Genomic DNA, 22,139 nt, shown 5'->3' with positions numbered 1-22,139 from the left:
GCGCGAGCCGCGGCATTCCGATCACCACGACCCGAGCCCGGCCGGCCGGCCCGCGTCGACACGAGACCTTTGGGGGCGCGATGCGCGAGCGGAGCCGGGCGACGACGATCGCCGACGTGGCCATGCACGCGGGCGTCTCGCAGGCGTCGGTGTCGCGGGTGCTGAACGGCAAGCAGTCGGTGGATCCCGAGATCGTCCGTCGCGTGCAGGCGTCGATCGCCACCCTCGGCTACTCGCCGAGCGTCGCCGCCCGCAGCCTCGTGCACGGCCGCAACGACACGATCGCCATGGTCGTGCCCGACCTGGAGAACCCGCTGTTCCAAGGCATCCTCAAGGGACTGAGCCTCGCTGCGGCATCCGACGGCTACCGCGTGATGGTGGCCGACACGGCCGAGCGGGTCGAGGACGAGGAGGCGACCGCCGTCGAGGCGCGGCATCGCTGCGACGCGCTCGTGCTGTGTGCCCCGCGCATGCCCGAGCAGCGCCTCCGGCGCCTCGTCGCCGCGCTCGCCCCCGTCGTCGTGGTCAATCGCTCCCTGCCCGATGCCGACGTGCCGATCGTGGGCATCGACTACGTGCGCGGCATCCGCGACCTCGTCGACCACCTGCGCGGGCTCGGGCACCGTCATCTCGCCTACGTGAGCGGGCCGGCCTCGAGCGCGTCGAACGCCGAGCGCCTGCGCGGGGTCGATGAGGCGAAGCGGGCCGACCCCTCGCTGCGCATCGACGTGGTGCCGGGCGGCTCGCGGCTGGAGGACGGCTACGCGGTGGCCGAGGCGGTGCTCGGCGCGAGCAGGAACGGGGCCACGGCGATCATGGCCTTCAACGACCTCGTGGCGTTCGGACTGCTCACCCGCCTGCGGTGCCTCGGCATCGACGTGCCGGGCGAGCTGTCGATCGCCGGCTTCGACGACGTGCCCATGGCCGAGTACGCCACGCCCAGCCTCACGAGCATGTCGGTGCCCCGAGCGGAGCTCGGCGGGCAGGTGTGGGCCCGGCTGCGCACGCTCATCGCCGGCGGTCCGATCGAGCACACCGTGCTGTTCCGCCCGCGACTCGAGGTGCGCGATTCCACGGGACCGGTGCGATGATCGCGTCAGCGTCAGCGTCGGCGCCGTCTCACGCCGACCGGGCCGCGAAGCGCGACCGCGTGCTCGACCTGCTCGACCGGCGCGGCGCGGCGTCGATCGTGCTCCGGTCGCACACGGCGCTCGCCTGGTACCTCGACGGCGCGCGCACGCACGTCTCGCTCGCCGGCGACCCGGTGCTCGCCGTGGTCGTGTCGCGCTCGGGCGACGAGCTCCGCATGTTCGCGAACGAGGCCGACCGCCTGCGGAGCGAGGAGCTCGGCGACCCGGGCCGCACCGCGCTCACGGTCACCGAGGTGCCGTGGCATGAGCCGCTGGCGCCCGCGGGCATCGCCGAGCTCGAGGAGGCCGACGCCGCCGAAGGCCTGCGCGCGGCCCGTGCCGGCCTCCTGCCCGCCGAGCTCGACCGATACCGGGCGCTCTGCCGGGAGGTCGCCGAGGCGCTGACGGATGCCGCGACCGGCGCCCGGCGGTCCGACACCGAGCGCGAGGTCGCCGCCCGCCTCGCCGGCGACCTGGTCGCGCGCGGGATCGACCCGCTCGTGACCCTCGTCGCCGGACGATCGAGGCTCGCGCACCGGCATCCGCTGCCCACCGCCGCGCCGATCGGCGACCGGGCGATGCTCGTGGTGTGCGGGCGGCGGCACGGCCTCATCGCGAACGCGACCCGCTGGGTGCGGTGGGGCGCCTCGGCGATCGAGGCCGACGCAGAGCGGCGCATCCTCGACGTCGAGGCCGAGTTCCTCGACGGCACTCGAGTGGGCGGCACGATCGGCGCGGCGTTCGAGGAGGGCATCGCGGCATACGGCGCGGCGGGCTTCGACGCGGAGGAGTGGCGGCGCCATCACCAGGGCGGCGCGGCCGGCTACGCGGGTCGCGACCCGCGGGCCACCGCGGCCGTGGAGGACCTGGTGCAGGCGCGGCACGCGTTCGCGTGGAATCCCACGGCTCCGGGCGCGAAGGTGGAGGACACGGTCCTGGTGGCCGCGTCGGGCGTCGAGGCGCTCACGGTCGATCCGCGCTGGCCGACCATCGAGGTCGCAGGCCGGCCTCGACCGATCCAGCTCGTCCGTGTAGGCTTGGGATAGCGCTTTCCCATCGCGCGACCCGTTGCCGATCGACGACGATTCCGAGGAGCCAGATGCCCATCCGCACCGAGGAGCGCGACGACCGCGTGCTCATCCTCGACGACGACGTGGTGCTCGCCGAGTACGTGCACCGGCCCAGCGACGTGCAGCTCGAATCGCCGCGCCCCTATCTCAGCCCCGTCCGCACCCGCGGGGGCGAGCTCGTGTCGCTCTTCCGCCCGCACGACCATGTGTGGCACAAGGGCATCGCCTGGTCGCTCCCCGTCGTCGGCGACGAGAACTTCTGGGGCGGCCCCACCTTCGTGTCGGGCGAGGGCTACGTGCAGCTGCCGAACAACGGCAGCCAGCTGCACCGGGCGTTCGACGAGCGATCGGATGCCGCGCCCGGCGTCCGCCTCGTCGAACGCCTCGACTGGGTGACCGAGGCCGGCGGGACCGTGTTCGACGAGCGGCGCACGATCGGCGCGACTCTGCTCGACGGGGAGGAGGCGTGGCTGCTCGCCTTCGAGACGCGGATGCGCAACGTGTCGCATCGTGACGTCCCGATCGGGTCGCCGACCACCCGGGGCCGAGAGAACGCCGGCTACGGGGGCCTCTTCTGGCGCGGCCCGCGCTCGTTCACCGGGGGCGACCTGCTCGCGCCCGGCGTGGCGGGCGGCGACGAGCTCCGCGGCATGCGCGCCCCGTGGATGGGCTTCAGCGGACGGCACGACGGCAGCGGTGCGGCCTCGACCATCGTGATGATGGACGACCCGGGCAACGTGCAGCACCCCACCCAGTGGTTCGCCCGCAGCGAGGAGTTCGCCTGCATCTGCCCCGCACCGTTCTTCAGCGAGGAGCACACCGTCGCGGCCGGCGACACCCTCGTGCTGCGGTACGGCGTCGTGATCGCCGACGGCGGGAGCGACCAGGTGCGCGCGAGCGATCTCGCCGCCGCGGGGGCCGCAGGGCTGCGCGACCTGCTGGGCGAACCATGAGCGCCGGCGCCAGCCGGCCCGCGTTTCCCGGCGCCACCTCCGTCAGCGTGCTCGAGGTCTACGGCGGCCGCGCCTCCGACGGGCTGCCGGGCGGCACGCCGCACCTGCACACCGTCTCGGCCGAGGCCTACGTCGTCGTCGCGGGACACGGGCGCCTGCAGACCGTCGACGGGTCGGGCTTCGCGGAGCATCCGCTCGAGCCCGGCTCGCTCGTGTGGTTCGAGCCGGGCGTCATCCACCGCGTCGTCAACGACGGCGGCGACCTCGAGGTGCGCGTCGTCATGCAGAACGCCGGGTTGCCCGAGGCCGGCGACGCCGTCATGACCTTCCCCGACGACGTGCTCGCCGACGCCGACCGATACCGGGCCGCCGCGACCCTGCCGGCCGCCGACCGACCCGATGCCGACCGCCTCGACGCCGCGCTCGCCCGCCGCGACCTCGCCGTCGAGGGCTTCCGCGCGCTCTTCGTCGGCGGCGCCGTCGACGACCGGCACCTCGACCCCGAGCGGCTCGCCCGCCTCCACGCCCGCGCCGTCGCGCTCGTGGCACCGCGCGCGCCCGAGTGGCGGGAGCGCTGGCGTTCCGGCGCGCTCGCGGCCGCCCAGGAGACGAGGCGGCGACTCGACGCGCTCGACCAGGGGCGCGACCCCGGCCTGGCCGGCGCCCGCGTCGCGAGCTCCCCGGCCGCCGACGCCTTCGGCATGTGCGGCCGCCTGCGCACCTACCGCACCGACCCCGTGGAGGAATCCCATGCCTGAGCACACCCCGCTGCGCGCCGCGATCGTCGGCACCGGCGCCATCGCCAACGCGCACGCCGAGGCCATCGCCGCCACCGCCGACGCCGAGCTCGTCGCCGTCGTCGACCGCGACCCCGAGCTCGCGCGCGCCTTCGCCGAACGGTGGAGCGTGCCGTCGACCGCCGCATCGCTCGACGCGCTGCTCGCCGACGGCGGCATCGACGTGCTGCACGTGTGCACCCCGCCGGGCGTGCACGCCGAGCAGGCGATCGCCGCCCTCGATGCCGGCGTGCACGTCGTCTGCGAGAAGCCGGCTGCGCTCTCGCTCGACCAGCTCGACGCGATGACGGATGCCGCGACCCGCAACGACCGCCGCCTCGCCGTCGTGTTCCAGCAGCGCACCGGCTCAGCCGCGGCGCACGTGCGGGGCCTCCTCGACTCGGGCGCGCTCGGGCGGCCGCTCGTCGCGACGTGCCAGACCCTGTGGTTCCGGGATCCGGCCTACTTCGAGGTGCCGTGGCGAGGAAAGTGGGCCACCGAGGGCGGCGGTCCGACGCTCGGCCTCGGCATCCACCAGATCGACCTGCTCGCCTGGCTCCTCGGCGACTGGGCGAGCGTGCAGGGCCAGCTCTGGCGCCTCGATCGCGAGACGCAGATGGAGGACGTGTCGACGGCGGTCGTCTCGTTCGCCGGCGGCGCCGTGGCATCCGTCATCACCAGTGCCCTCTCGCCGCGCGAGACGAGCTCGATCCGCATCGACACCGAGCTCGCCACCGTCACGGTCGACCACCTCTACGGGCACGGACACGAGCACTGGCGCATCACCCCGGCTCCGCACGTCGACCCCGCGACGGCCGCGGGCTGGGCCCTTCCCGAGGTCGAGGAGGCGAGCGGGCACGGGCCGCTCGTGCGCGACATCTACACGGCGCTGCAGTCGGGCGCGCCGTTGCCGTCGACGGCGTCGGATGCCGTTCGCTCGTTCGAGATCGTCACGGCGATCTACTCCTCGGCGGCGTCGGGCGCCCTGGTCACTCCCGCGACCCTGCGCGACGACGTGGACCGGCGGCGGAGCCTGGAGAGCCCGATCAGCGACCTGCGCCGGGGGTGACCGGGATGCCCGCGGAGGCGACCGACCACGCGCTGTTCCACGACCCGGTGTACGACGGCGCGACCGATCCGACCGTCATCCGCCACCGCGACACGGGGGAGTGGTGGATGTTCTACACGCAACGCCGGGCGACCGTCGACGAGCCCGGCGTCGCCTGGGTGCACGGGTCGCGCATCGGCATCGCCCGCTCGGCCGACGCACGCGACTGGCGGTACGCCGGCACCCCGGCCGGACTGCAGCTCGGCGCGGGCGACGAGACGCACTGGGCGCCCGAGGTGATCGACGACGGCGAGCGGTACCGCATGTACCTGACCGTCATCGACGGCATCCCCGACCGGTGGGAGGGCCATCCGCGCCGCATCGTGGAGTACGCGAGCGACGACCTCGAGCACTGGAGCGTCGTCGGCGAGCTCGCCCTGAGCAGTGACCGGGTGATCGACGCCTGCGTCGCGCACTGCCCCGACGGGCGGTGGCGGCTCTGGTACAAGGACGAGGCGGATGACTCGACGACGTGGGTCGCGGTGAGCGACGACCTCGCGGCCTGGCGGGTCAAGGGCCGGGCGATCGGCGACCGGCCGCACGAGGGGCCGAACGTCTTCGAGCTCGGCGGCTGGTGGTGGATGCTCGTCGACGAGTGGCGCGGCATGGGCGTCCACCGGTCGCGCGACGCCGTGACGTGGCAGCGCCAGGGCGGGCCCGACGACGTGATCCTCGGCGCGCCCGGGTCACGGGCCGGCGACGCGACGTTCGGCCGGCACGGGGACGTGGTCGTCGAGGGCGACCAAGCCGTGCTGTACTACTTCACGCACCCGCACTGGGACGGCTCGGAACTCGGCTCCAGCGACGACTCCGCGGCCCGGCTCAGCGCCGTGTTCTCGGCGCCGCTGCGAGTCGTGGACGATCGGCTCGTGTGCATCCGCGATGCACTGACGGCCGAAACCTCACTTGACCGGGTGATTCGCTCGGTGTGACCGGCGCCGCTGCGGCATCCGATAACGAATTGAAACGATTTTCTGGATTCAGTTGACCCACCTGCCTGCCTGGGCTATCTTTGGGGAAGCGCTTTCCCATGGCGTGACATGCACCAGGCAGACAGAGACGTTTTCATCCCGGGAGGACAACGATGTTCAACATTCGCAAGCGCCGCATGGCGGCCGCCGCAGCGGCGGTCGCCGCGAGCGCGGCCCTCGTGCTGACGGGCTGCTCGGGCGGCAGCGGCGGCAGCGAGGCGGCCGCGACCTACGACCCCGACGAGAAGGTCACGCTGAACCTCGCCTTCTGGGGCAACGACGTTCGTGCCGCGCTCTACGACGAGGCCATCGCCGCATTCAACGAGGAGTACCCGAACATCACCGTCAACTCCTCGTTCCTCGGCTTCCCCGAGTTCTGGGAGAAGCGCCAGACCGAGGCGGCCGGTGGCGGCCTGCCCGACGTCATGCAGTTCGACTACTCGTACCTGCGCCAGTACTCCGAGAACGGGCTCCTGCTCGACCTCGAGCCGTACCTCGGCAACATCATCGACACCGAGCCCCTCGCCGACAACATCCTGCAGATCGGCGTCGTCGACGGCGAGACCACCGGCATCCCCACCTCCACCAACGCGTGGGGCCTCTTCACGAACCCGAAGCTGCTCGAGCAGGTCGGCGTCGAGGAGTTCGAGGGCGGCAGCTGGGAGGACTACTCCGACTGGATGGCCGAGGTCAGCGAAGCCGGGGGCGGCGCCCTCTGGGGCGGCACCGACTACACCGGCCGCATCCAGAACTTCGAGATCCAGCAGCGCGCCAAGGGCGAGGACCTCTTCACCGAAGACGGTGAGCCGAACTTCACCGAGAAGGACCTCGCCGCGTTCTGGGAGCAGGGCGAGGACGTGCGCGCCAACACCATCCCGCAGCAGCGACTCGAGGAGATCTACCCGGTCTCCGGCTTCGACGCCGCGCTCACCACGAGCGAGCTCACCTGGGACAACTTCGGCGCCGGCTACCTCGGCAATCTCGGCGAGGGCTACACCGAGCTGGGCCTCGTCGCCCCGCCGGTGACCGAGGAGGGCGCGAAGGACCTCTACCTCAAGCCGTCGATGCTGCACTCGATCGCCTCCACCACCAAGCACCCCGAGGCCGCGGCCACGCTCGTGAACTTCCTGGTGAACAGCCCCGAGGCGGGCGCGATCTTCGGCACCAACCGCGGCCTGCCCGCGTCGAAGACCATGCTCGAGGGCGCTGAGCTCGACCCGCTGGGCCAGCAGATCAGCGACTACGAGGACTCCATCGCCGACCGCCTCGGCGACGCCCCGCCCGTGCCGATCGTCGGCTACGGCAGCCTGGAGGAGAAGTTCCGCCAGCTCGGCCAGGAGCTCGGCTTCGGCACCCTGACCGTCGACGAGGCCGTCGAGCAGTTCTTCAACGAGATGGACGTCGTCCTCAACCAGTAACACCTGAGCAGTCGTTCCGGGCCCGGTGGGGCGCCACGCCCCGCCGGGCCCGGAGTACTGTTTCTCGAGGAACCGGAGAATCACGTGAGCACGGAAACCGAATCGATCGTCACGGCATCCGCCGGGTCGAGAAGCGTCCGGCGGGAGCTGCGGCAGGTCCGCCGAGCAGAGGGCGGCAAGATCCCCTCCACCGCCGGCAGGCGAGCAGCGGTCCGTCGCGAGACCGCGGCCGGGTACGGATTCCTCGTGCCGTGGCTGATCGGATTCCTCGGCCTCACGGTCGGGCCGATGGTCTTCTCGCTCTACCTGGCCTTCACCAAGTACAACCTCTTCACCGAACCCGAGTGGATCGGCTTCGACAACTTCGTGCGCATGTTCACGGAGGACCCGAACTACATCCAGTCGGTGCAGATCACGCTCGTCTACGTGCTGGTCGGCACCCCGATCAAGCTCGCGGCCGCACTGGGCATCGCGATGCTCCTGAACTACCGCGACCGCGGCAGCGGCTTCTTCCGCTCCTCGTTCTACGCCCCATCGCTCATCGGCGCGTCGGTGTCGGTCGCGATCGTGTGGCGCGCGATGTTCTCCAACGACGGCCCGGTCGACAACAGCCTGAGCTTCTTCGGCATCGACCTGGGCGGCTGGGTCGGCAACGTGCAGCTCGTCATCCCGATGATGATCCTGCTCGCGGTCTGGCAGTTCGGCGCCCCGATGGTCATCTTCCTCGCGGGCCTCAAGCAGATCCCCCAGGAGCTCTACGAGGCCGCCGAGGTCGACGGAGCCGGCCCCTGGCACAAGTTCCGCAACGTCACCATCCCGATGCTCTCGAGCGTGATCTTCTTCAACCTGCTGCTCGAGCTCATCAACGCCTTCCAGGTCTTCGCGTCGGCATACATCATCTCGAACGGCTCGGGCGGCCCGGCCGGCATGACGAACTTCTACACCCTCTACCTCTACAAGCGCGGCTTCGCCGACCTGCAGATGGGCTACGCCTCGGCGATGGCGTGGGTGCTGGTGATCGCGGTCGCGATCATCGCCTTCATCCTGTTCAAGACCCAGAAGTCCTGGGTGCACTACGCCGGAGAGAACCGATGACCACGTTCGAAGCCCCCCGCGTCGAGGTCGTCGAGAACGCCCTCGAGCCCGGCACCTCCACCCAGCCTCGCCGTCGCGTCAAGCGCCGCACGATCAACACGGTCATCTGGTTCGTGGTGCTCCTCGCGTTCACGGCGATCGTGCTCTACCCGCTGCTCTGGCTGTTCCTGTCGACGTTCAAGCCGTCGAGCGAGTTCGCCCAGAACCCGGGACTGATCCCCGAGAACCCGACGTTCGACAACTACACGAAGGTCGTCGAGGGCATCGCCGGCACTCCGCTGTGGCGGTTCTTCGCGAACTCGTTCTTCATCGCGATCATGGCCGTGATCGGCACGGTGCTCTCGTCGGCGCTCGCCGCCTACGCGTTCGCCCGCATCAAGTTCCGCGGCGTGGGCGTGCTGTTCGCGGCGATGATCGGCACGCTGCTGCTGCCGTTCCACGTGATCATCATCCCCCAGTACGTGCTCTTCAATAAGCTCGAGCTGGTCGACACCTACTGGCCGTTGATCCTCCCGAAGTTCCTCGCCACCGAGGCGTTCTTCGTCTTCCTGATCGTGCAGTTCATCCGCAACATCCCACGCGACATGGACGAGGCGGCTCGCATCGACGGCGCCGGCCACATCCGGATCTTCTTCTCGATCATCCTCCCGCTCATCAAGCCGGCGCTCATCACGAGCGCGATCTTCACGTTCATCTGGACGTGGAACGACTTCCTGGGCCCGCTGCTCTACATCAACTCGCCCGAGAAGTACCCGCTCCCGATCGCGCTGCGGCTCTACAACGACGCGACGTCGACGTCCGACTACGGGGCGACCGCCGCGGTGTCGTTCCTCGCCCTGGTGCCGATCCTGATCTTCTTCATCGTGTTCCAGCGCTTCCTCGTCGCGGGTGTCGCCACCCAGGGACTCAAGGGCTAGGTCGGCGGATGTCGCGAGCCACCGATCGCGCCGCACGCCGCGCCGCCCTCTCGGGCAGCGGGCCGACGCACGACGGCGCGGCCACGGCGAGGTTCCCGGGCGCCAAGAGCGCGTTCGGGCTACTCGGCGAGGTGCTGCTCATCGGCGTGCTCGTCGCGGTCGTCTCGCTGCCGATCATCACCCTCCCGGCCGCCCTCGCGGCCGGGGTGCGGCACCTCCGGCGGTACCTCACGGCCGACGACGACGCGCTCACCTGGTTCTGGCGCGACGTGCGGGCCTCCTTCGTCGGCGGGATCGGCGTGGGCGTGGCATCCGTCGTCGCCGCCGCCGTGCTGGCGCTCGACGTCGACCTCGCCGCATCCGGCGTGCTGCCCGGTGGCCCCGTCGTCGGGATCGTCGGCTGGCTCGGCCTCGCCGCCCTGGCGCTCGCGCTCTTCGTCGCGGCCGGCCGATGGACGCCCGAGCTCGGCTGGCTCGGCGCGCTCAAGGGCGTGCCCGCCGCCGTGCGGCAGGACCCGGCGGGCGCCGCCTACCTCGTCGCCACCGCGGTGTTCGCGGGCGTCGTCACCTGGCAGCTCGTGCCGCTCGTGATCCCCGCGCTCGGCTGCATCGCGCTCGCGATCGTGGCGGTGCCCGAGCGCCCGCGCCGCGGCGTGGAGACGGATGGCACCGGCGCCGGCACCGGCACCCGCCTCGACGCATGACCGCTTCCCGCCGGCCGCTCCCGCGCTGGGCGCGCGACGCGAGCCTCGGCATCTTCGTGCACTGGGGCGCCTACTCGGTGCCGGCCTGGGCCGAGCCGACGGGCGCGCTCGGCGCGGTGCCCGACGACGAGTGGTTCGCGCACAACGCCTACGCCGAGTGGTACGCCAACACGATCCGCATCGAGGGGTCGCCTGCGGCCGAGCACCACGCCCGCGAGTACGGCGGTGCGCCCTACGAGCGATTCCTCGACGACTGGCGCGCCGAGGCGTACGACCCCGCCGACTGGGCGCGGCTGTTCCGCGCGGTGGGGGCCGACTACGTGGTGCCCACCACGAAGCATCACGACGGTATCGCCCTGTGGGACGCCCCGGGCTCCGGTGACCTCACGACCGTCGCCCGCGGACCGCGACGCGACCTGATCGCCCCGCTCGCCGACGCCGTGCGCGCCGAGGGCCTGCGGTTCGGCGTCTACTACTCGGGCGGCCTCGACTGGGCGGTCACCGACTTCCCGCCGCACCGGTCGAGCGCCGACGTCGAGGCGCTGCGGCCGACGGATGCCGCGTACCACGCCTACGCGTTCGGCCACGTCGCCGACCTCGTCGACCGCTACCGGCCCGACCTCATCTGGAACGACATCGACTGGCCCGACGCGGGCAAGGTGCCCGGCCCGCGCTCGATCGCGTCGCTGCTCGCGCACTACCGGGCGGTCGTGCCCGAGGGCATCGTGAACGACCGCTGGGGCGCCGACGTCTGGGACTACCGCACGAGCGAGTACGACCACGGCACGTCGAACGAGGCCGACGCCGGCTGGGAGCACTGCCGCGGCCTCGGCTTCTCGTTCGGCTACAACCGGGTGGAGGACGAGTCGCTCACCCTCTCGCCGCGCGAGCTCGCCCGCCTCTACGCCGACGTCGTGTCGCGGGGCGGACGTCTCCTGCTCAACGTCGGCCCGACCGCGGCGGGCGAGATCCCGCCGGTGCAGCGTCGCACGCTCGAGGGCGTGGCGTCGTGGATGACCGCGATCAAGCCGCACACGATCGGGCGACGGGTGCTCGACCGCGGCGAGCTCGAGGTGACGGATGCCGCGTGGTGGCGCGCCTGGGCCACGCCCGACGGTGTCGTGGCGATCACGGACCGCCCTGGGGCATCCGTGCGCGCCCGTGACGGCCGCCCCGTCATCACGATCGCGCTCCTCGCCTGACGGGCGCCGGCCGCAAGGGCGCCGGTCAGCCGGCGGTGACGAGCAGGTTCACGCGGCGCTGCCACGCGGCATCCGCCCACATGGGGTGGTGGGGCGCCGCGTTGGAGCACGCGACGACGCCCCAGACGCCGTGCGCGAGTGCGGTGCGGATGCCGTGCTCGGCGAGCGACCGCCCGACGGGGCTCTCCTCGAACCAACCGTCGCGCGGCGTGTAGCCGACCCAGCCTTCGCCGATCACCGCGGGCACGCCTCGCCACCGCGCCCACTCCGCGATCGCGACGACGCGCGACTCGATCTCGCGCAGCATGACCTCGCGGTGCTCGCCGTAGTGGTCGAGGAGCCAGACGTCCCAGGCGTCGGCGTCGATCCAGTCGTAGCCGTAGACCATCTGGTCGGTGATCACCGTGGCCCGCAGCTTCCACTCGGCGGGCCGGCCGTAGCCGGCGACCGTGGGCGCATCGGTGCGGAGGAGCGCGCGGAGCTCCGTGTTCGGGAAGCCCTCGCTGCCCTCGGAGCGGATGTCGATGCGACGCTGCAGCGCGTCGAGCACGCCGTAACTGTAGACGTGGAACTGCGCGACGGCCAGGGCGGGGGAGAGCCGGTGCATGGCGAGGTGCGGCGGCTTGCCGTAGCTCACCGTGACGAGCTGGTCGGGATGCCGGGTGCGCAGCCGCTCGATGGCGGCCTCGCCTCCCTGCTCCACCGGCGGCAGGATCGAGAAGTCGACCTCGTTGTGCAGCTCGGTGAACGCGACGACGTCGATGAGCCCCGCGGCACGCACGTCGTCGAGCAGTCGTGCGAAGGCGTCGGCGAGCACGTCGTAGCGGCGTCCGAGCGGCACGGCGTCGATGGCGTCGAACCAGCGCGGGTCGCCCGCGAACGACGGCGACTGCTGGTACTCCCAGCTCGCGAGGATCACCACCATGCCGTGTCGTCGTGCCGCCTCGAGGAGCTCGAACAGGCGAGCCCTGACGTCGAGCCGGTAGCCGCCGGGGGTGTCGTACCAGCGGGTGCGCTGCCCGAAGAACCCGCCGGTCGGCGCAGGCCCGAGTCCCTCGACGGGAAGGTCGGTCGCGAGCCCCTCGAGCCCGAGGTCGCCGGCCACGAGGAGCGGAGCGGCGCAGATGCGCACGGCGTTGTAACCGCGGTCGGCGGTCTCGGCCATCGCGCGGTCGACGTCGTCGAAGGGTTCGCCCTCGCCGGCACGCGTGTACCAGGAGAAGTCCCAGAGGCAGATCGCGAGGCGGCGCGGCAGGTGGTCGGGCACCGGGCCCGTGCGCGAGGGATCCGGTGTCGGGGGCAGCACCGGCGTGCCGAGGTAGCGATCGGTCATGCCAGTGCCTCCTGTGCCCGGGCGTCCGCCTCGTGTCGGCCCTGCGCCGCCAGTTCGCGGAGCGCCGCCGCCTCGGATGCGCGGCGTTCGGCGGTGTCGACCGGGAACAGCAGCAGTTCGGGCAGCGACGTGGCGAAGTAGTCCACGCGGTCCGCGGACGCCTCGAGGGAGGCCGCCCTGGCTTCGAGGCTCGCCCACACGCGTTGCGCCTCGGCGTGCTCGCCCAGGCGCAGGTGCGCGAGGCCGACCCACCCGTCGCGCGCGTCGACGACGTGCCCGGTCGCGGCGAGGGGTCCGTCGACGTCGCGGGCCCGACGCCAGGCCGCCTCCGCCGCATCGACGTTGCCGAGCGCCAGTTCGGCGTCGCCGAGGAGCACGAATCGCTCCGCGACGACGTCGGCCGGATGGCGTCCCTCGCCGAGGTGCTCGGGCACTCGGATGCCGCTTCGCAGCAGCGCGCGGGCGGACTCGGGGTCCGACGGGAGCAGCTCGCGGGCGACGGCGGCGCTGGCGCGGTCGAACACCGCGATCACGCGGCCCTCGCCGCCCTCGAACGGCTGGAACTCGCGGCCGTCGAGGAACGCGAGCGCGTCGCCGGCTCGCCCCACCTCGACGAGCAGGCCCGCGTACTCGATCGCGAGGTCGTCGCGCACGAGGACCTGGGCGCCGGCCCCCTCGATGGCGGCGAGCCGCGAGGCGGCATCGACGCCGCGCACCGCGGCGAGCTGGTCGCGTTCGTAGGCGAGCCTGGCGTCGCCGGCACTGAGCTCCAGCGCTCGCGCATACCGCCGGTCGGCCCGGGCGAGGTCGCCGCCCGACTTGACCATCGCGATCGCGGCATTCCGCCACACCACGGGGTCGTCAGCGCCGCCGAGGGTCGCCGTCTCGAGGTGGACCAGGGCGTCCTCCACTCGCCCGACGGCGAGGAGCCAGCAGCCGAGGTAGCCATGCGCGCGCGCGTCGGTGGCGTCGGCGTCGACGGCGGCGAGCAGCACGGCGAGGTCGTCGAGGCCCGCGGGGAAAGCGAGCAGGGGGCTCGCGCGCCGGGCCGCGGCGCGCGCCGTCCGAGCTCCGGCCGCATCACCGGCCGTGTCGAGGAACACCGCGAGCGCGTAGGCGGCGAGCGGCGCCGGGTTGCCGAACGGGCCCGGACCCATCGTCGCGGCACGCCGAGCGAGCGGGATGGCGCGGTCGGCGTCGCCGAGCCGGTGGAGCTCGTGGGCGATCGTGAGGAGCGTTCGCGGATCCACAGGGTCGAGCGCGTCGTCGAGGGCCGCGAGGAGCGGGTCGAGGGGATCCTCGGCACGAGCCGACGCGAGTGACGCGCGCGCCGTCGCGCCGTCGCCGAGCGAGCGGAGCGCCACGACCCGAGCCGCCACGGCCTGCCCGCTGCCGGGATCGGCGCGCACCGCGGCATCCGCGAACCCGAGGGCGCGTTCGGCGTCGCCCGATCGTTGTGCGAGCCGGGCGCGTCCGAGCGAGGCGGGCAGGGCGACGGCGCCGTCCCATGAGGCCTTGCCGAACGCGTCCGCCGCCTCATCCGATCGCCCGAGCCGCTCCAGTACGAGGCCGCGCAGCAGGTGCGCGTCGCCGCGCTCGGGGTTGAGGTTGCGGCGCGAGAGCCGCGCCACCGCGAGATCGAGGTGGTCGAGGGCCTCCTCGAGGTCGCCGCGGTCGTGGGCGAGCCGAGCCAGGGCGAGGCGGGCGCGCGAATCACCCGGGTCCCGTCGAACCGCCTCGGCGAAGTACGGCTCGGCGGGCCTCGTGGGGTGACGGTACTGCACGAGGTGCACGCCCGTGAGCACCAGCTCGTCGGCACTGGCGATCTCGGCCGGGGCCGGCGGCTCGGTCGCCACCCAGGGCTCACCGGCCGGCACCGCGTGGCGTCGCCAGCGCACGAGCTCGCGCCCGCCGTCGGTGACGACCACGACGAGGTCGTCGCGGGTCGCGGATGCCCCGAGCTCCAGCTCGGTGACGAAGGGGTGCCCGGGCTCGATCGGCAGGGTCCATTCGGCGATCACGGCTTCCGCCCGCCGCAGCTCGACCCGCGTGGAGGCGCGCACGCCCGTCGTCGCGACACCCAGCCGCACGCGGCATCCGTCGACCTCGAGCCCGATCGCCGCGTCGAGCGTCGCCTGCACCGCCGGGCCGATGTCCTGGATCGGGTACCAGTACTGGTGGAATCGCCGCGTCTCGCCCGGCTGCAGCCAGCTGAAGTCGGGCTGGTTGTCGGTGAAGATGCCCGCCATGAGCTCGACGTACGGACCGTCGCCGTCGGTGAGGTGCCGATCCCAGGCGCGCCCGACCTCGCCGTCGCCCCAGGTCCACTGCTTCTTGCCCGGCGCGATCGCCCGGTCGGCCCAGTGCACGAACCCGGCTCCGGCGTCGTGGTCGTAGCCGCCGAAGAAGTCGTCGGCCGTGTCGGTGACCATGTACGACGTCGGCACGGGGATGTTCGCGTACACGTCGAGGCGATCGGCGCCAGGCCGTTCGGCCGCGAGGGCCGGGTAGTCCACGCCGTAGTACGGCCGATCGGCGCGGGGGAAGGCGGTGATCGCCCGGCGCGCGTGATCGGCGACGTAGCGCACGTCGGTGGGGAAGAAGGACTGGTAGTGCTCGTGCGAGCGAGCGGCGACGTTCGCCCACCAGAGGAAGGACTGGGGTGCATCCGTGCGGTTCACGAGGCGCGCTTCGAGTTCGATGAGCGACGAGTCGCCGCGCAGGCGAATGCCGTGGCTGCCCCGCATCCGCTGCAGCTGGTCGAGGTCGGAGTGCCACACCGTCACGGATCCGTCGTCGTGGCGCTCGAGGCGCGTCTCGACCGGGAGGAAGGTCGCCGGGCGGTGGTGCTGCGGCCAGTTGAACTCCACGCCGCCCGAGACCCAGGGGCCGGCGAGCCCGACCAGCGCCGGCTTGATGACGTTGTTGCGGTAGAAGAAGTCGTAGTCGCGGGTCTTGTCGTAGCCGATGTGGATCCGTCCGCCCAGCTCGGGCAGGAGCACCAGCCGCACCCAGCGGTTCTCGAGGTGGATCGCCCGCCAGGTGCGCGGCGCGCGCCCGGGCAGGATCCGGTCCGTGAACGGGATGGGGTAGACCGCCCCGCTCGAACCCTGGTACACGCGGCGATCGAGGAAGAGCGGGTAGCGATCGGGCGCGGCAGGCTCGTAGGTGTCGATCGTGAGCGGCGACTCCCAGCAGGCGACGCCGCCCGCCGCGATGGCCTCGCGCTGCTCGTCGGGCGCCTCGGGCAGCACGATCCTGGGGTTCTCGTCGGTCACGCGCTCCACGCTACGCGCGGCCCCGGTGCGGCGACATGGCCGATCGTGGGGTGCGCATGGACGATTCGACACCGTGGGACCATTGACGAATGGAACGGCGCGACGGGTTCGAGCACCAGCGGTTGTGCGTCGTCCCGCGCCCCGCTGTCGCCGAGGCGCTCGCGCGGCCGGTCACGCGCCGACTGGTGGTGACGGATGCCGGGTGGTTCCCCCGCGCGGACGGGCATCTCCGCGTTCGCCCGGCCGGGGCCGACGAGGCCATCGTCATCGTCTGCGTGGCCGGCGCCGGGTGGGTGGACGTCGACGGCACGCGGGTGCGCGTGACCCCGTCGACCGCTGCGCTGATCCCGCCTCGGTCGCCGCACTCGTACGGGGCTGACGCCGAGGAGCCATGGACGATCTGGTGGTGTCACGTGCGCGGCAGCGACCTCGGCGACCTGTGGGCCGCGATCGGCGCGGACGCCGCACGTCCCCTGGTGTCGCTGCGCGCCGTCGATCGCGTCACGGTGCTCCTCGATGAGATCGTCTCGGGCTTGGAGCGCGACCAGTCCCCGGCTCGGCTCCTGTCCGTGTCGGGCATCGCGTGGCGGCTGATGACGCAGCTCGCGGTCGACCGGAAGCTGCCCGAGCAGGGCGAACCGCTCGAGCGGGCGATGCGGTACCTCGAGGAGCGCATCGACGGCGGCATCCGGGTGTCCGACCTCGCGCGGCTCGTTGGGGTCTCGACGTCGCACCTCGGCGCGCTCTTCCGCGACGCCACCGGCGGCGGGGTGCTGGCGTACCACACGGGGCTCAAGATGGCGCGGGCCCGCGGCCTGCTCGACACCACCGACCTGCACGTCGCCGAGGTCGGGCGCGAGGTCGGGTACGCCGACCCGTTCTACTTCTCGCGGCAGTTCAGCCGCGTGCACGGCATGAGCCCCACCGACTACCGCGTGCATCGCAAGGGCTGACCTGGCAGACCGGCGCCGAGCATGGGGCGGGTCGGCCGCGCCGTGTCGCGCGGTCTGGGGGTGGCGAAGTCGTTGACGGCCCGTCCACGCGCGGATACCGTCGCAGGGTGCGGCCACCGGATGAGGCGATGAGTGCGTCGGTCACTGCGACGGGCCGTGCGACGGGCCGTGCGGCATCCGGGTCGAACGCATGATCTCCGTCGAGGGCCTCCGCGGCATTCACATCTTCGCGCCCCTCTCCGACGCGGCCCTCGAGTACGTGGCCGGCGCCGTCGAGGACATCCACCTCGTGCCGGGCGAGTACTTCGCGCACGAGGGCGACGAGCGGGCGCTGTTCGTCGTCGTCGACGGCCGCGCCGAGATCACCAAGGTCGTGAACGGCGAGGAGCGGGTGATCGGGGTTCGCACGCCCGGCCGGTTCTTCGGCGAGGTGCCGATGACCCTGAGCACCCCGTTCCCGGCGAGCGGCCGCGCCGCCGAGGCATCCCGCATCCTGAAGCTCGACGTGACGGCGTTCTATACGCTGGCGGCGATGGCCCCGTCGATCCCGGCCCGCGTCGCGGACCTGGCGCGCCGCTACCTGGAATCGCTGCAGGTGATCGCCGCCGAGCAGCCCGACATCGAGGTGCGCCTCACCGGTCCCCGACACGATGCCGCGACCCACCGCACGGCGACCTTCCTCACGAGGAACCAGGTCGTCTTCGAGCGGGTGACCCTCGAACGCCCGGCCGAGGGCGAGGCCTACCCGATCCTCGAACTGGCCGACGGGACCCGGCTGGCGGCCCCGACGATGCGCGAGGTGGCGGGTGCCGCGGGGCTCGACATCGAGCCCGCGTCGGCCGACTACGACGTCGTCATCCTCGGCGGAGGGCCTGCCGGCCTCACCGCCGCCGTGAACGGCGCGGCCGAGGGACTTCGCACGGTGGTCATCGAGTCGCTCGCGCCCGGTGGCCAGGCCGGCACGTCCACGCGCATCGAGAACTACACCGGATTCCCGTTCGGGATCTCGGGAGACGACCTTGCGAGCCGGGCGCTGAAGCAGGCGAAGCGCCTCGGGGCCGAGATCGTCGTGACCCGCAGCGTCGAGGCGATCCGCCCCCACGGGGGACGACGTGACTCGGGGCGCGACCCCGTGCACGAGGTCGTCCTCGACGGTGGCGAGACCCTGCAAGCCCGGGTCGTCATCGCGGCCACCGGCGTCGAATGGCGCACGCTGCCCCTGCCCGCGGTCGACCGCTACCTCGGCAACGGCGTCTTCTACGGGGCCGCGCGCAGCGACGCCGCCATCGCGAAGGGCGCCGACGTCTGCATCATCGGTGCGGGAAACTCGGCTGGGCAGGCCGCGCTGTTCTTCTCCCGGCACGCCCGATCGGTGACGATGCTCGTGCGCGGCAGCTCGCTCGAGGCGAGCATGTCGCGCTACCTCATCGACCAGATCGCCGCCAACGACGGCATCCGCGTCGAGACCCGCAGCGAGGTGGTGGGCCTGCACGGCGAGGGAAGCCTCGAGGGGGTCGACGTCATCGACCGCGCCACCGGGCAGACGTCGCGACGCGGCTTCCCCGTCGTCTTCGTGATGATCGGCGCGAATGCCGTCACGGACTGGCTGCCCCCTGAGGTCGCCCGCGACGTGCACGGCTTCGTGCTCACGGGCGCGGACGCCGCCGCCTCCGAGGCGTGGACGGCCGACCGTCGGCCGTTCGCGCTCGAGACGAGCACGCCCGGGATCTTCGCCGTGGGCGACGTGCGCTCGGGGTCCGTCAAGCGCGTCGCGGCGGGCGTCGGCGAAGGCGGCATGGCGATCGCGTACGCGCACCAGTACCTCGCGCTGGAACGGCAGGTCGACTCCGCCTGAGTCCGGGGCTCGGCGTCTGCCCCCGCAACGGCGCGCGGATGCCGCGTGCGCCGCGCCGCGGCATCCGCTCAGCCCTTCGTCGCGCCCGCCGTGAGGTCGGCCTTCCAGAACCGCTGCAACGAGACCATGAGCACCACGAGCAGCACCACGGACACGGCCGATCCGGTCACGACCAGGGTGGTGAACGACGGATCGCGCTGGGTCTGCGAGTTCCACAGCGTCAGGCCGAGGGTGATCGGGAATCGCCTGGGGTCGCTCAGCATCACCAGCGGGAGCAGGTAGTTGTTCCAGATCGTCACGAACTGGAAGAGGAAGATCGTCACGATCGCCGGGGTCATCATGCGCGCGGCGATCGAGCCGAAGATGCGCAGGTCGCCGGCGCCATCGATGCGGGCCGCCTCGATGACCTCGTCGGGCACCGAGGCGTTCGCGTGGATGCGCGCGAGGAAGACGCCGAACGGGCTCACCATGCACGGCAGGAGCACGCTCCAGTAGCTTCCCGTGAGGGCGACCGAGTTGAGCAGGAAGTACAGCGGCAGCGCGATGACCGTCGCCGGCACGAGCACGCCGCCGAGGATCGTCCAGAAGACCGCCTCCTTCGCCGGGAAGTCGTACTTCGCGAACGCGTAGCCGGCCGCCGTCGAGATGACCGTCGCCACCAGGGCGCCGACCCCCGAGTACAGGATGCTGTTCAGGATCCACACCGAGAAGGCGCCGTCGTCCTGGGTGAACAGGGCGACGAGGTTCTGCCACGCCTGGGGGCTGTCGGAGAACCAGAGCCCGAAGGTCGAGGAGAGGTCGCCCGGTGACTTCGTCGCGGCGATCAGCACCCAGGCGATCGGCAGCAGGAAGTACGCCGACGCCGCGACGAGTGCGGCGTTCACCAGCACGGTGCCGGCCGCGCCGGTGCGGGTGGCGGGTGGTCGTCGAGTGGGTGCTGCTGCGCCGGATGCCGCGGGGCCGGCCGGTCGGCGGGTGCGCGCGACGGGGCGGGCGGGGGCGTCGGTGGTCACCATGCGCGGTTCCCCTTCCGGTTCACGACGCGGAGGAACAGGGCCGAGAAGGCGAACGCGAGGAGCGCCACGATCACGGCCATCGCTGCCGCGAGGTTCGGGTTGCCCTGCGAGAACGCCTGGTTGTAGGCGGCGAGGTTCGGCGTGTAGTCGGAGCTGATGGCGGTGGTGAGCGGGCGGAGCACGAGGGGCTCGACGAAGAGCTGCAGCGTGCCGATGATCGTGAAGAGGGTGATGAGCACGATCGAGGGACGGATGAGCGGCAGCTTGATGTGCCAGATCATGCGCCACTCACCGGCCCCGTCGAGCCGGGCGGCCTCGTACAGCTCGGAGGGGATGGCGTCGAGCGCCGCGATGAGGATGAGCATGTTGTAGCCCGCGAACCCCCACAGGGCGATGTTCGCGATGGCGAAGAGCACCGCGTCGCTCGACAGCGGATCGACGTCGATGCCGACCGCGCCGAGCGACTGCAGCACCGGGCTGGTGGCCGGGATGTACAGGAAGCCCCAGAGCAGCGCCGCGATGACGCCGGGAACGCCGTACGGCATGAAGTACGTGACGCGGAAGGCGCGCGGGAACCGCGCGGCCGCCGCGCCCAGGAGGAGGGCCAGTGCCAGGGCCGAGACCACCATGAGCGGCACCTCGATCGCCGAGAAGGCGACGAGGCGGCCGAGGCTCGCGACGAACGAGGGAGTCGACAGCGCGGCGGCGTAGTTGTCGAGGAACACGAACTCCCGGGTGGCGGCGGCGAGCCCGAGGCCGCTCGACTGCTGGGAGAACATGCTGTCGACCACCGCGAAGACGATCGGCGCGACGAAGAACGCCGCGAACATCACGAGGAACGGCACGAGCAGCACCCAGAGGGCGGCCGGCAGCCGCGGTCGGCGACGTCGGGTCGGTGGGGCGGTGGCAGTGGCGGACACGGCGGTGCTCCTCGGGTGATGGACGATCGGATGCCGCGGGGTGCGGCCGGGGAAGGCGAGCGGGCGGCCCGGCCGGAGCCGGACCGCCCGCCCGGGTCACTCGGCGACCGAGATGCCCTTGTCCTCGAGGGCGGCGACGAAGTCCGCCTGGGTGGCGATGTAGGCGTCGGTGAGCGGCGTGCCCGCCTCGACGGCCGCCTTGACGTTATCGGTCAGCGAGGCGAACAGCGTCTGCGACAGCGGCGGCCACTTCCACGTCGCGGCGACCGCGGCATCCGACTCGGCGAAGACGTCCCAGATGTCCTGGCCGCCGTAGAACGCGAACACCTCGGGGTCGTCCTGGAGGCTCTCGATCGCGTCGAGGTCGGTGATCGCGGGCCAGCCGGCGCCGATGCTCGTGAGGGTGCTCACGCTGCCGGGGTCGCTGTTCAGCCAGAGCGCGAACTCGGCCGCCTCCTCCGGGTGCTCGGAGCCCTTCAGCACGACGTTGGCCGAGCCGCCGGCCCACGTCGCCGACACGGTCTCGCCGTCGGACCACTGCGGCATGGGTGCGACCGCCCAGCTGCCCGCGGTGTCGGGCGCGGTGCCGCGCACGATCGCATCGGCCCACGAGCCCGAGATCCACGACGCGACGTTGCCGTTCTGGAGGTCGGCGTTCCACTCGCTCGAGAAGTCCGCCTCGACCTTCACGAGGTCCTCGTCGAGGAGCCGCTGCCAGAACTCGGCGACCTTCAGTGTCGCCTCGTCGTCGATGCCGACCTTCCATGCATCGCCCTCGGTGGCGAACCACTCGCCCCCGCCCTGCTGGGAGAGGCCGATCAGCCAGGGCGCCTGGTTGAATGCGAACGCCGCGATGTAGCGGTCGGGGTCGGAGGCGTGGATCGCCTTGGCCGCCTCGTAGTACTCCTCCCACGTGCTGGGTGCCGCGAGGCCGAGGGAGTCGAAGATGTCCTTGCGGTAGAACTGGCCGAGCGGCCCCGAGGCCTGCGGGATCGCGTAGACGTGATCGTCGAACACGCCGGTCTGCCACTGCCAGTCCGTGAAGCGGTCGGCGTCGTCGGCCACGTAGTCCGTGATGTCCTCGAGTGCGCCGTTGACCAGGAAGTCGGGGATGGCGTCGTAGCCGACCTGCGCGACGTCGGCGGGGTTGCCGGCCTGCACGGCGGAGAGCATCTTGGCGTACCCGCCGTCGGGGCCGGCCGTGATGGTCTCGAGCTCGACGTGGATGTCGTCGTGCGCGTCGTTGAAGGCGTCGACGGCCTGGTCGATGTTCGGGACCCAGGACTGGAAGGTGAGCTCGACCGGTTCGTCCGCTGAACCGGACTCGCCGCCCGAGCACGACGCGAGGGCGAGCGTTGCGACGACGGCGCCCGCGAGGATCGCGGTGGTGCGCAGGCGCCGGTGGTCACGCTGTGGCATGGAGATGCTCCTTTGCATGGG

The 22,139-nt window shown here is 72.2% G+C and carries 18 protein-coding genes; 13 read left to right on the top strand and 5 right to left on the bottom strand.

Features of this window, described 5'->3' with window-relative positions; genetic code table 11:
* Positions 1-80 precede the first annotated feature (80 nt).
* From J2X63_RS03050 to J2X63_RS03000, 11 genes are all read left to right on the top strand, one after another.
* On the top strand, positions 81-1,091 hold the full coding sequence (locus J2X63_RS03050; RefSeq protein ID WP_309973767.1) for a LacI family DNA-binding transcriptional regulator: 1,011 nt from the start codon (positions 81-83) through the stop codon (positions 1,089-1,091).
* Complete coding sequence (locus J2X63_RS03045; protein WP_309973764.1) at positions 1,088-2,176, top strand: M24 family metallopeptidase; 1,089 nt, start codon at positions 1,088-1,090, stop codon at positions 2,174-2,176. Before J2X63_RS03050 ends, J2X63_RS03045 begins: the two co-directional genes overlap by 4 nt.
* 53 nt (positions 2,177-2,229) lie before the next feature.
* Positions 2,230-3,153, top strand: a complete 924-nt coding sequence (locus J2X63_RS03040) for a PmoA family protein (RefSeq protein ID WP_309973762.1) — start codon at positions 2,230-2,232, stop codon at positions 3,151-3,153.
* Positions 3,150-3,911: a cupin domain-containing protein gene (locus J2X63_RS03035; RefSeq protein ID WP_309973760.1), complete on the top strand. Its 762-nt coding sequence runs from the start codon at positions 3,150-3,152 to the stop codon at positions 3,909-3,911. The genes J2X63_RS03040 and J2X63_RS03035 overlap by 4 nt, the downstream gene beginning before the upstream one ends.
* Positions 3,904-4,998, top strand: coding sequence for a Gfo/Idh/MocA family oxidoreductase (locus J2X63_RS03030; protein ID WP_309973759.1), 1,095 nt, complete (start codon positions 3,904-3,906; stop codon positions 4,996-4,998). Before J2X63_RS03035 ends, J2X63_RS03030 begins: the two co-directional genes overlap by 8 nt.
* Before the next feature lie 5 nt (positions 4,999-5,003).
* The gene (locus J2X63_RS03025; protein ID WP_309973757.1) at positions 5,004-5,969 is read left to right on the top strand and encodes a family 43 glycosylhydrolase; all 966 of its coding nucleotides are present in this window, start codon (positions 5,004-5,006) and stop codon (positions 5,967-5,969) included.
* A 152-nt stretch (positions 5,970-6,121) separates the two neighbouring features.
* Positions 6,122-7,426 carry an ABC transporter substrate-binding protein gene (locus tag J2X63_RS03020; RefSeq protein WP_309973755.1) on the top strand — a complete coding sequence of 435 codons (1,305 nt, stop codon included), beginning with the start codon at positions 6,122-6,124 and terminating at the stop codon, positions 7,424-7,426.
* Between the two features lie 180 nt (positions 7,427-7,606).
* Positions 7,607-8,521 carry a sugar ABC transporter permease gene (locus J2X63_RS03015; protein WP_309977772.1) on the top strand — a complete coding sequence of 305 codons (915 nt, stop codon included), beginning with the start codon at positions 7,607-7,609 and terminating at the stop codon, positions 8,519-8,521.
* Positions 8,518-9,438, top strand: a complete 921-nt coding sequence (locus tag J2X63_RS03010) for a carbohydrate ABC transporter permease (protein WP_309973753.1) — start codon at positions 8,518-8,520, stop codon at positions 9,436-9,438. Before J2X63_RS03015 ends, J2X63_RS03010 begins: the two co-directional genes overlap by 4 nt.
* Positions 9,439-9,446: 8 nt before the next feature.
* On the top strand, positions 9,447-10,142 hold the full coding sequence (locus J2X63_RS03005; protein WP_309973751.1) for a hypothetical protein: 696 nt from the start codon (positions 9,447-9,449) through the stop codon (positions 10,140-10,142).
* On the top strand, positions 10,139-11,344 hold the full coding sequence (locus J2X63_RS03000; protein ID WP_309973749.1) for an alpha-L-fucosidase: 1,206 nt from the start codon (positions 10,139-10,141) through the stop codon (positions 11,342-11,344). The genes J2X63_RS03005 and J2X63_RS03000 overlap by 4 nt, the downstream gene beginning before the upstream one ends.
* A 25-nt stretch (positions 11,345-11,369) precedes the next feature.
* Here the strand turns inward: J2X63_RS03000 and J2X63_RS02995 are convergent, their stop codons facing one another.
* Positions 11,370-12,677, bottom strand: a complete 1,308-nt coding sequence (locus J2X63_RS02995; RefSeq protein ID WP_309973747.1) for a cellulase-like family protein — start codon at positions 12,675-12,677, stop codon at positions 11,370-11,372.
* A complete protein-coding gene (locus J2X63_RS02990) occupies positions 12,674-15,955 on the bottom strand; it encodes a DUF5107 domain-containing protein (protein WP_309973745.1) in 3,282 nt (1,093 codons plus the stop codon). Before J2X63_RS02990 ends, J2X63_RS02995 begins: the two co-directional genes overlap by 4 nt.
* A gap of 89 nt (positions 15,956-16,044) precedes the next feature.
* Between J2X63_RS02990 and J2X63_RS02985 the strand changes: the two genes are divergently transcribed.
* Together J2X63_RS02985 and J2X63_RS02980 are read left to right on the top strand one after the other, a co-directional pair.
* Positions 16,045-16,908 carry an AraC family transcriptional regulator gene (locus tag J2X63_RS02985; protein WP_309973743.1) on the top strand — a complete coding sequence of 288 codons (864 nt, stop codon included), beginning with the start codon at positions 16,045-16,047 and terminating at the stop codon, positions 16,906-16,908.
* Between the two features lie 190 nt (positions 16,909-17,098).
* Entirely contained in the window at positions 17,099-18,763 is a 1,665-nt protein-coding gene (locus tag J2X63_RS02980) for an FAD-dependent oxidoreductase (RefSeq protein WP_309973741.1), read from the top strand.
* 68 nt (positions 18,764-18,831) lie between these two features.
* Here J2X63_RS02980 and J2X63_RS02975 read toward each other — a convergent pair whose 3' ends face one another.
* The 3 genes from J2X63_RS02975 to J2X63_RS02965 all read right to left on the bottom strand — a co-directional run bounded on the left by J2X63_RS02975 (position 18,832) and on the right by J2X63_RS02965 (position 22,118).
* Positions 18,832-19,779: a carbohydrate ABC transporter permease gene (locus J2X63_RS02975; protein ID WP_309973738.1), complete on the bottom strand. Its 948-nt coding sequence runs from the start codon at positions 19,777-19,779 to the stop codon at positions 18,832-18,834.
* Positions 19,773-20,699 (bottom strand): sugar ABC transporter permease, encoded by a 927-nt coding sequence (locus J2X63_RS02970; protein ID WP_309973737.1) that lies wholly within the window; start codon positions 20,697-20,699, stop codon positions 19,773-19,775. Before J2X63_RS02970 ends, J2X63_RS02975 begins: the two co-directional genes overlap by 7 nt.
* 96 nt (positions 20,700-20,795) lie before the next feature.
* The gene (locus J2X63_RS02965; RefSeq protein WP_309973735.1) at positions 20,796-22,118 is read right to left on the bottom strand and encodes a sugar ABC transporter substrate-binding protein; all 1,323 of its coding nucleotides are present in this window, start codon (positions 22,116-22,118) and stop codon (positions 20,796-20,798) included.
* Between the last annotated feature and the right edge of the window lie 21 nt (positions 22,119-22,139).

The organism is Agromyces sp. 3263, from assembly GCF_031456545.1.
Taxonomy (GTDB): Bacteria; Actinomycetota; Actinomycetes; order Actinomycetales; family Microbacteriaceae; genus Agromyces.
Note: the sequence above shows the minus strand (reverse complement) of the source record. Positions and strands in the feature narration are given on the sequence as shown.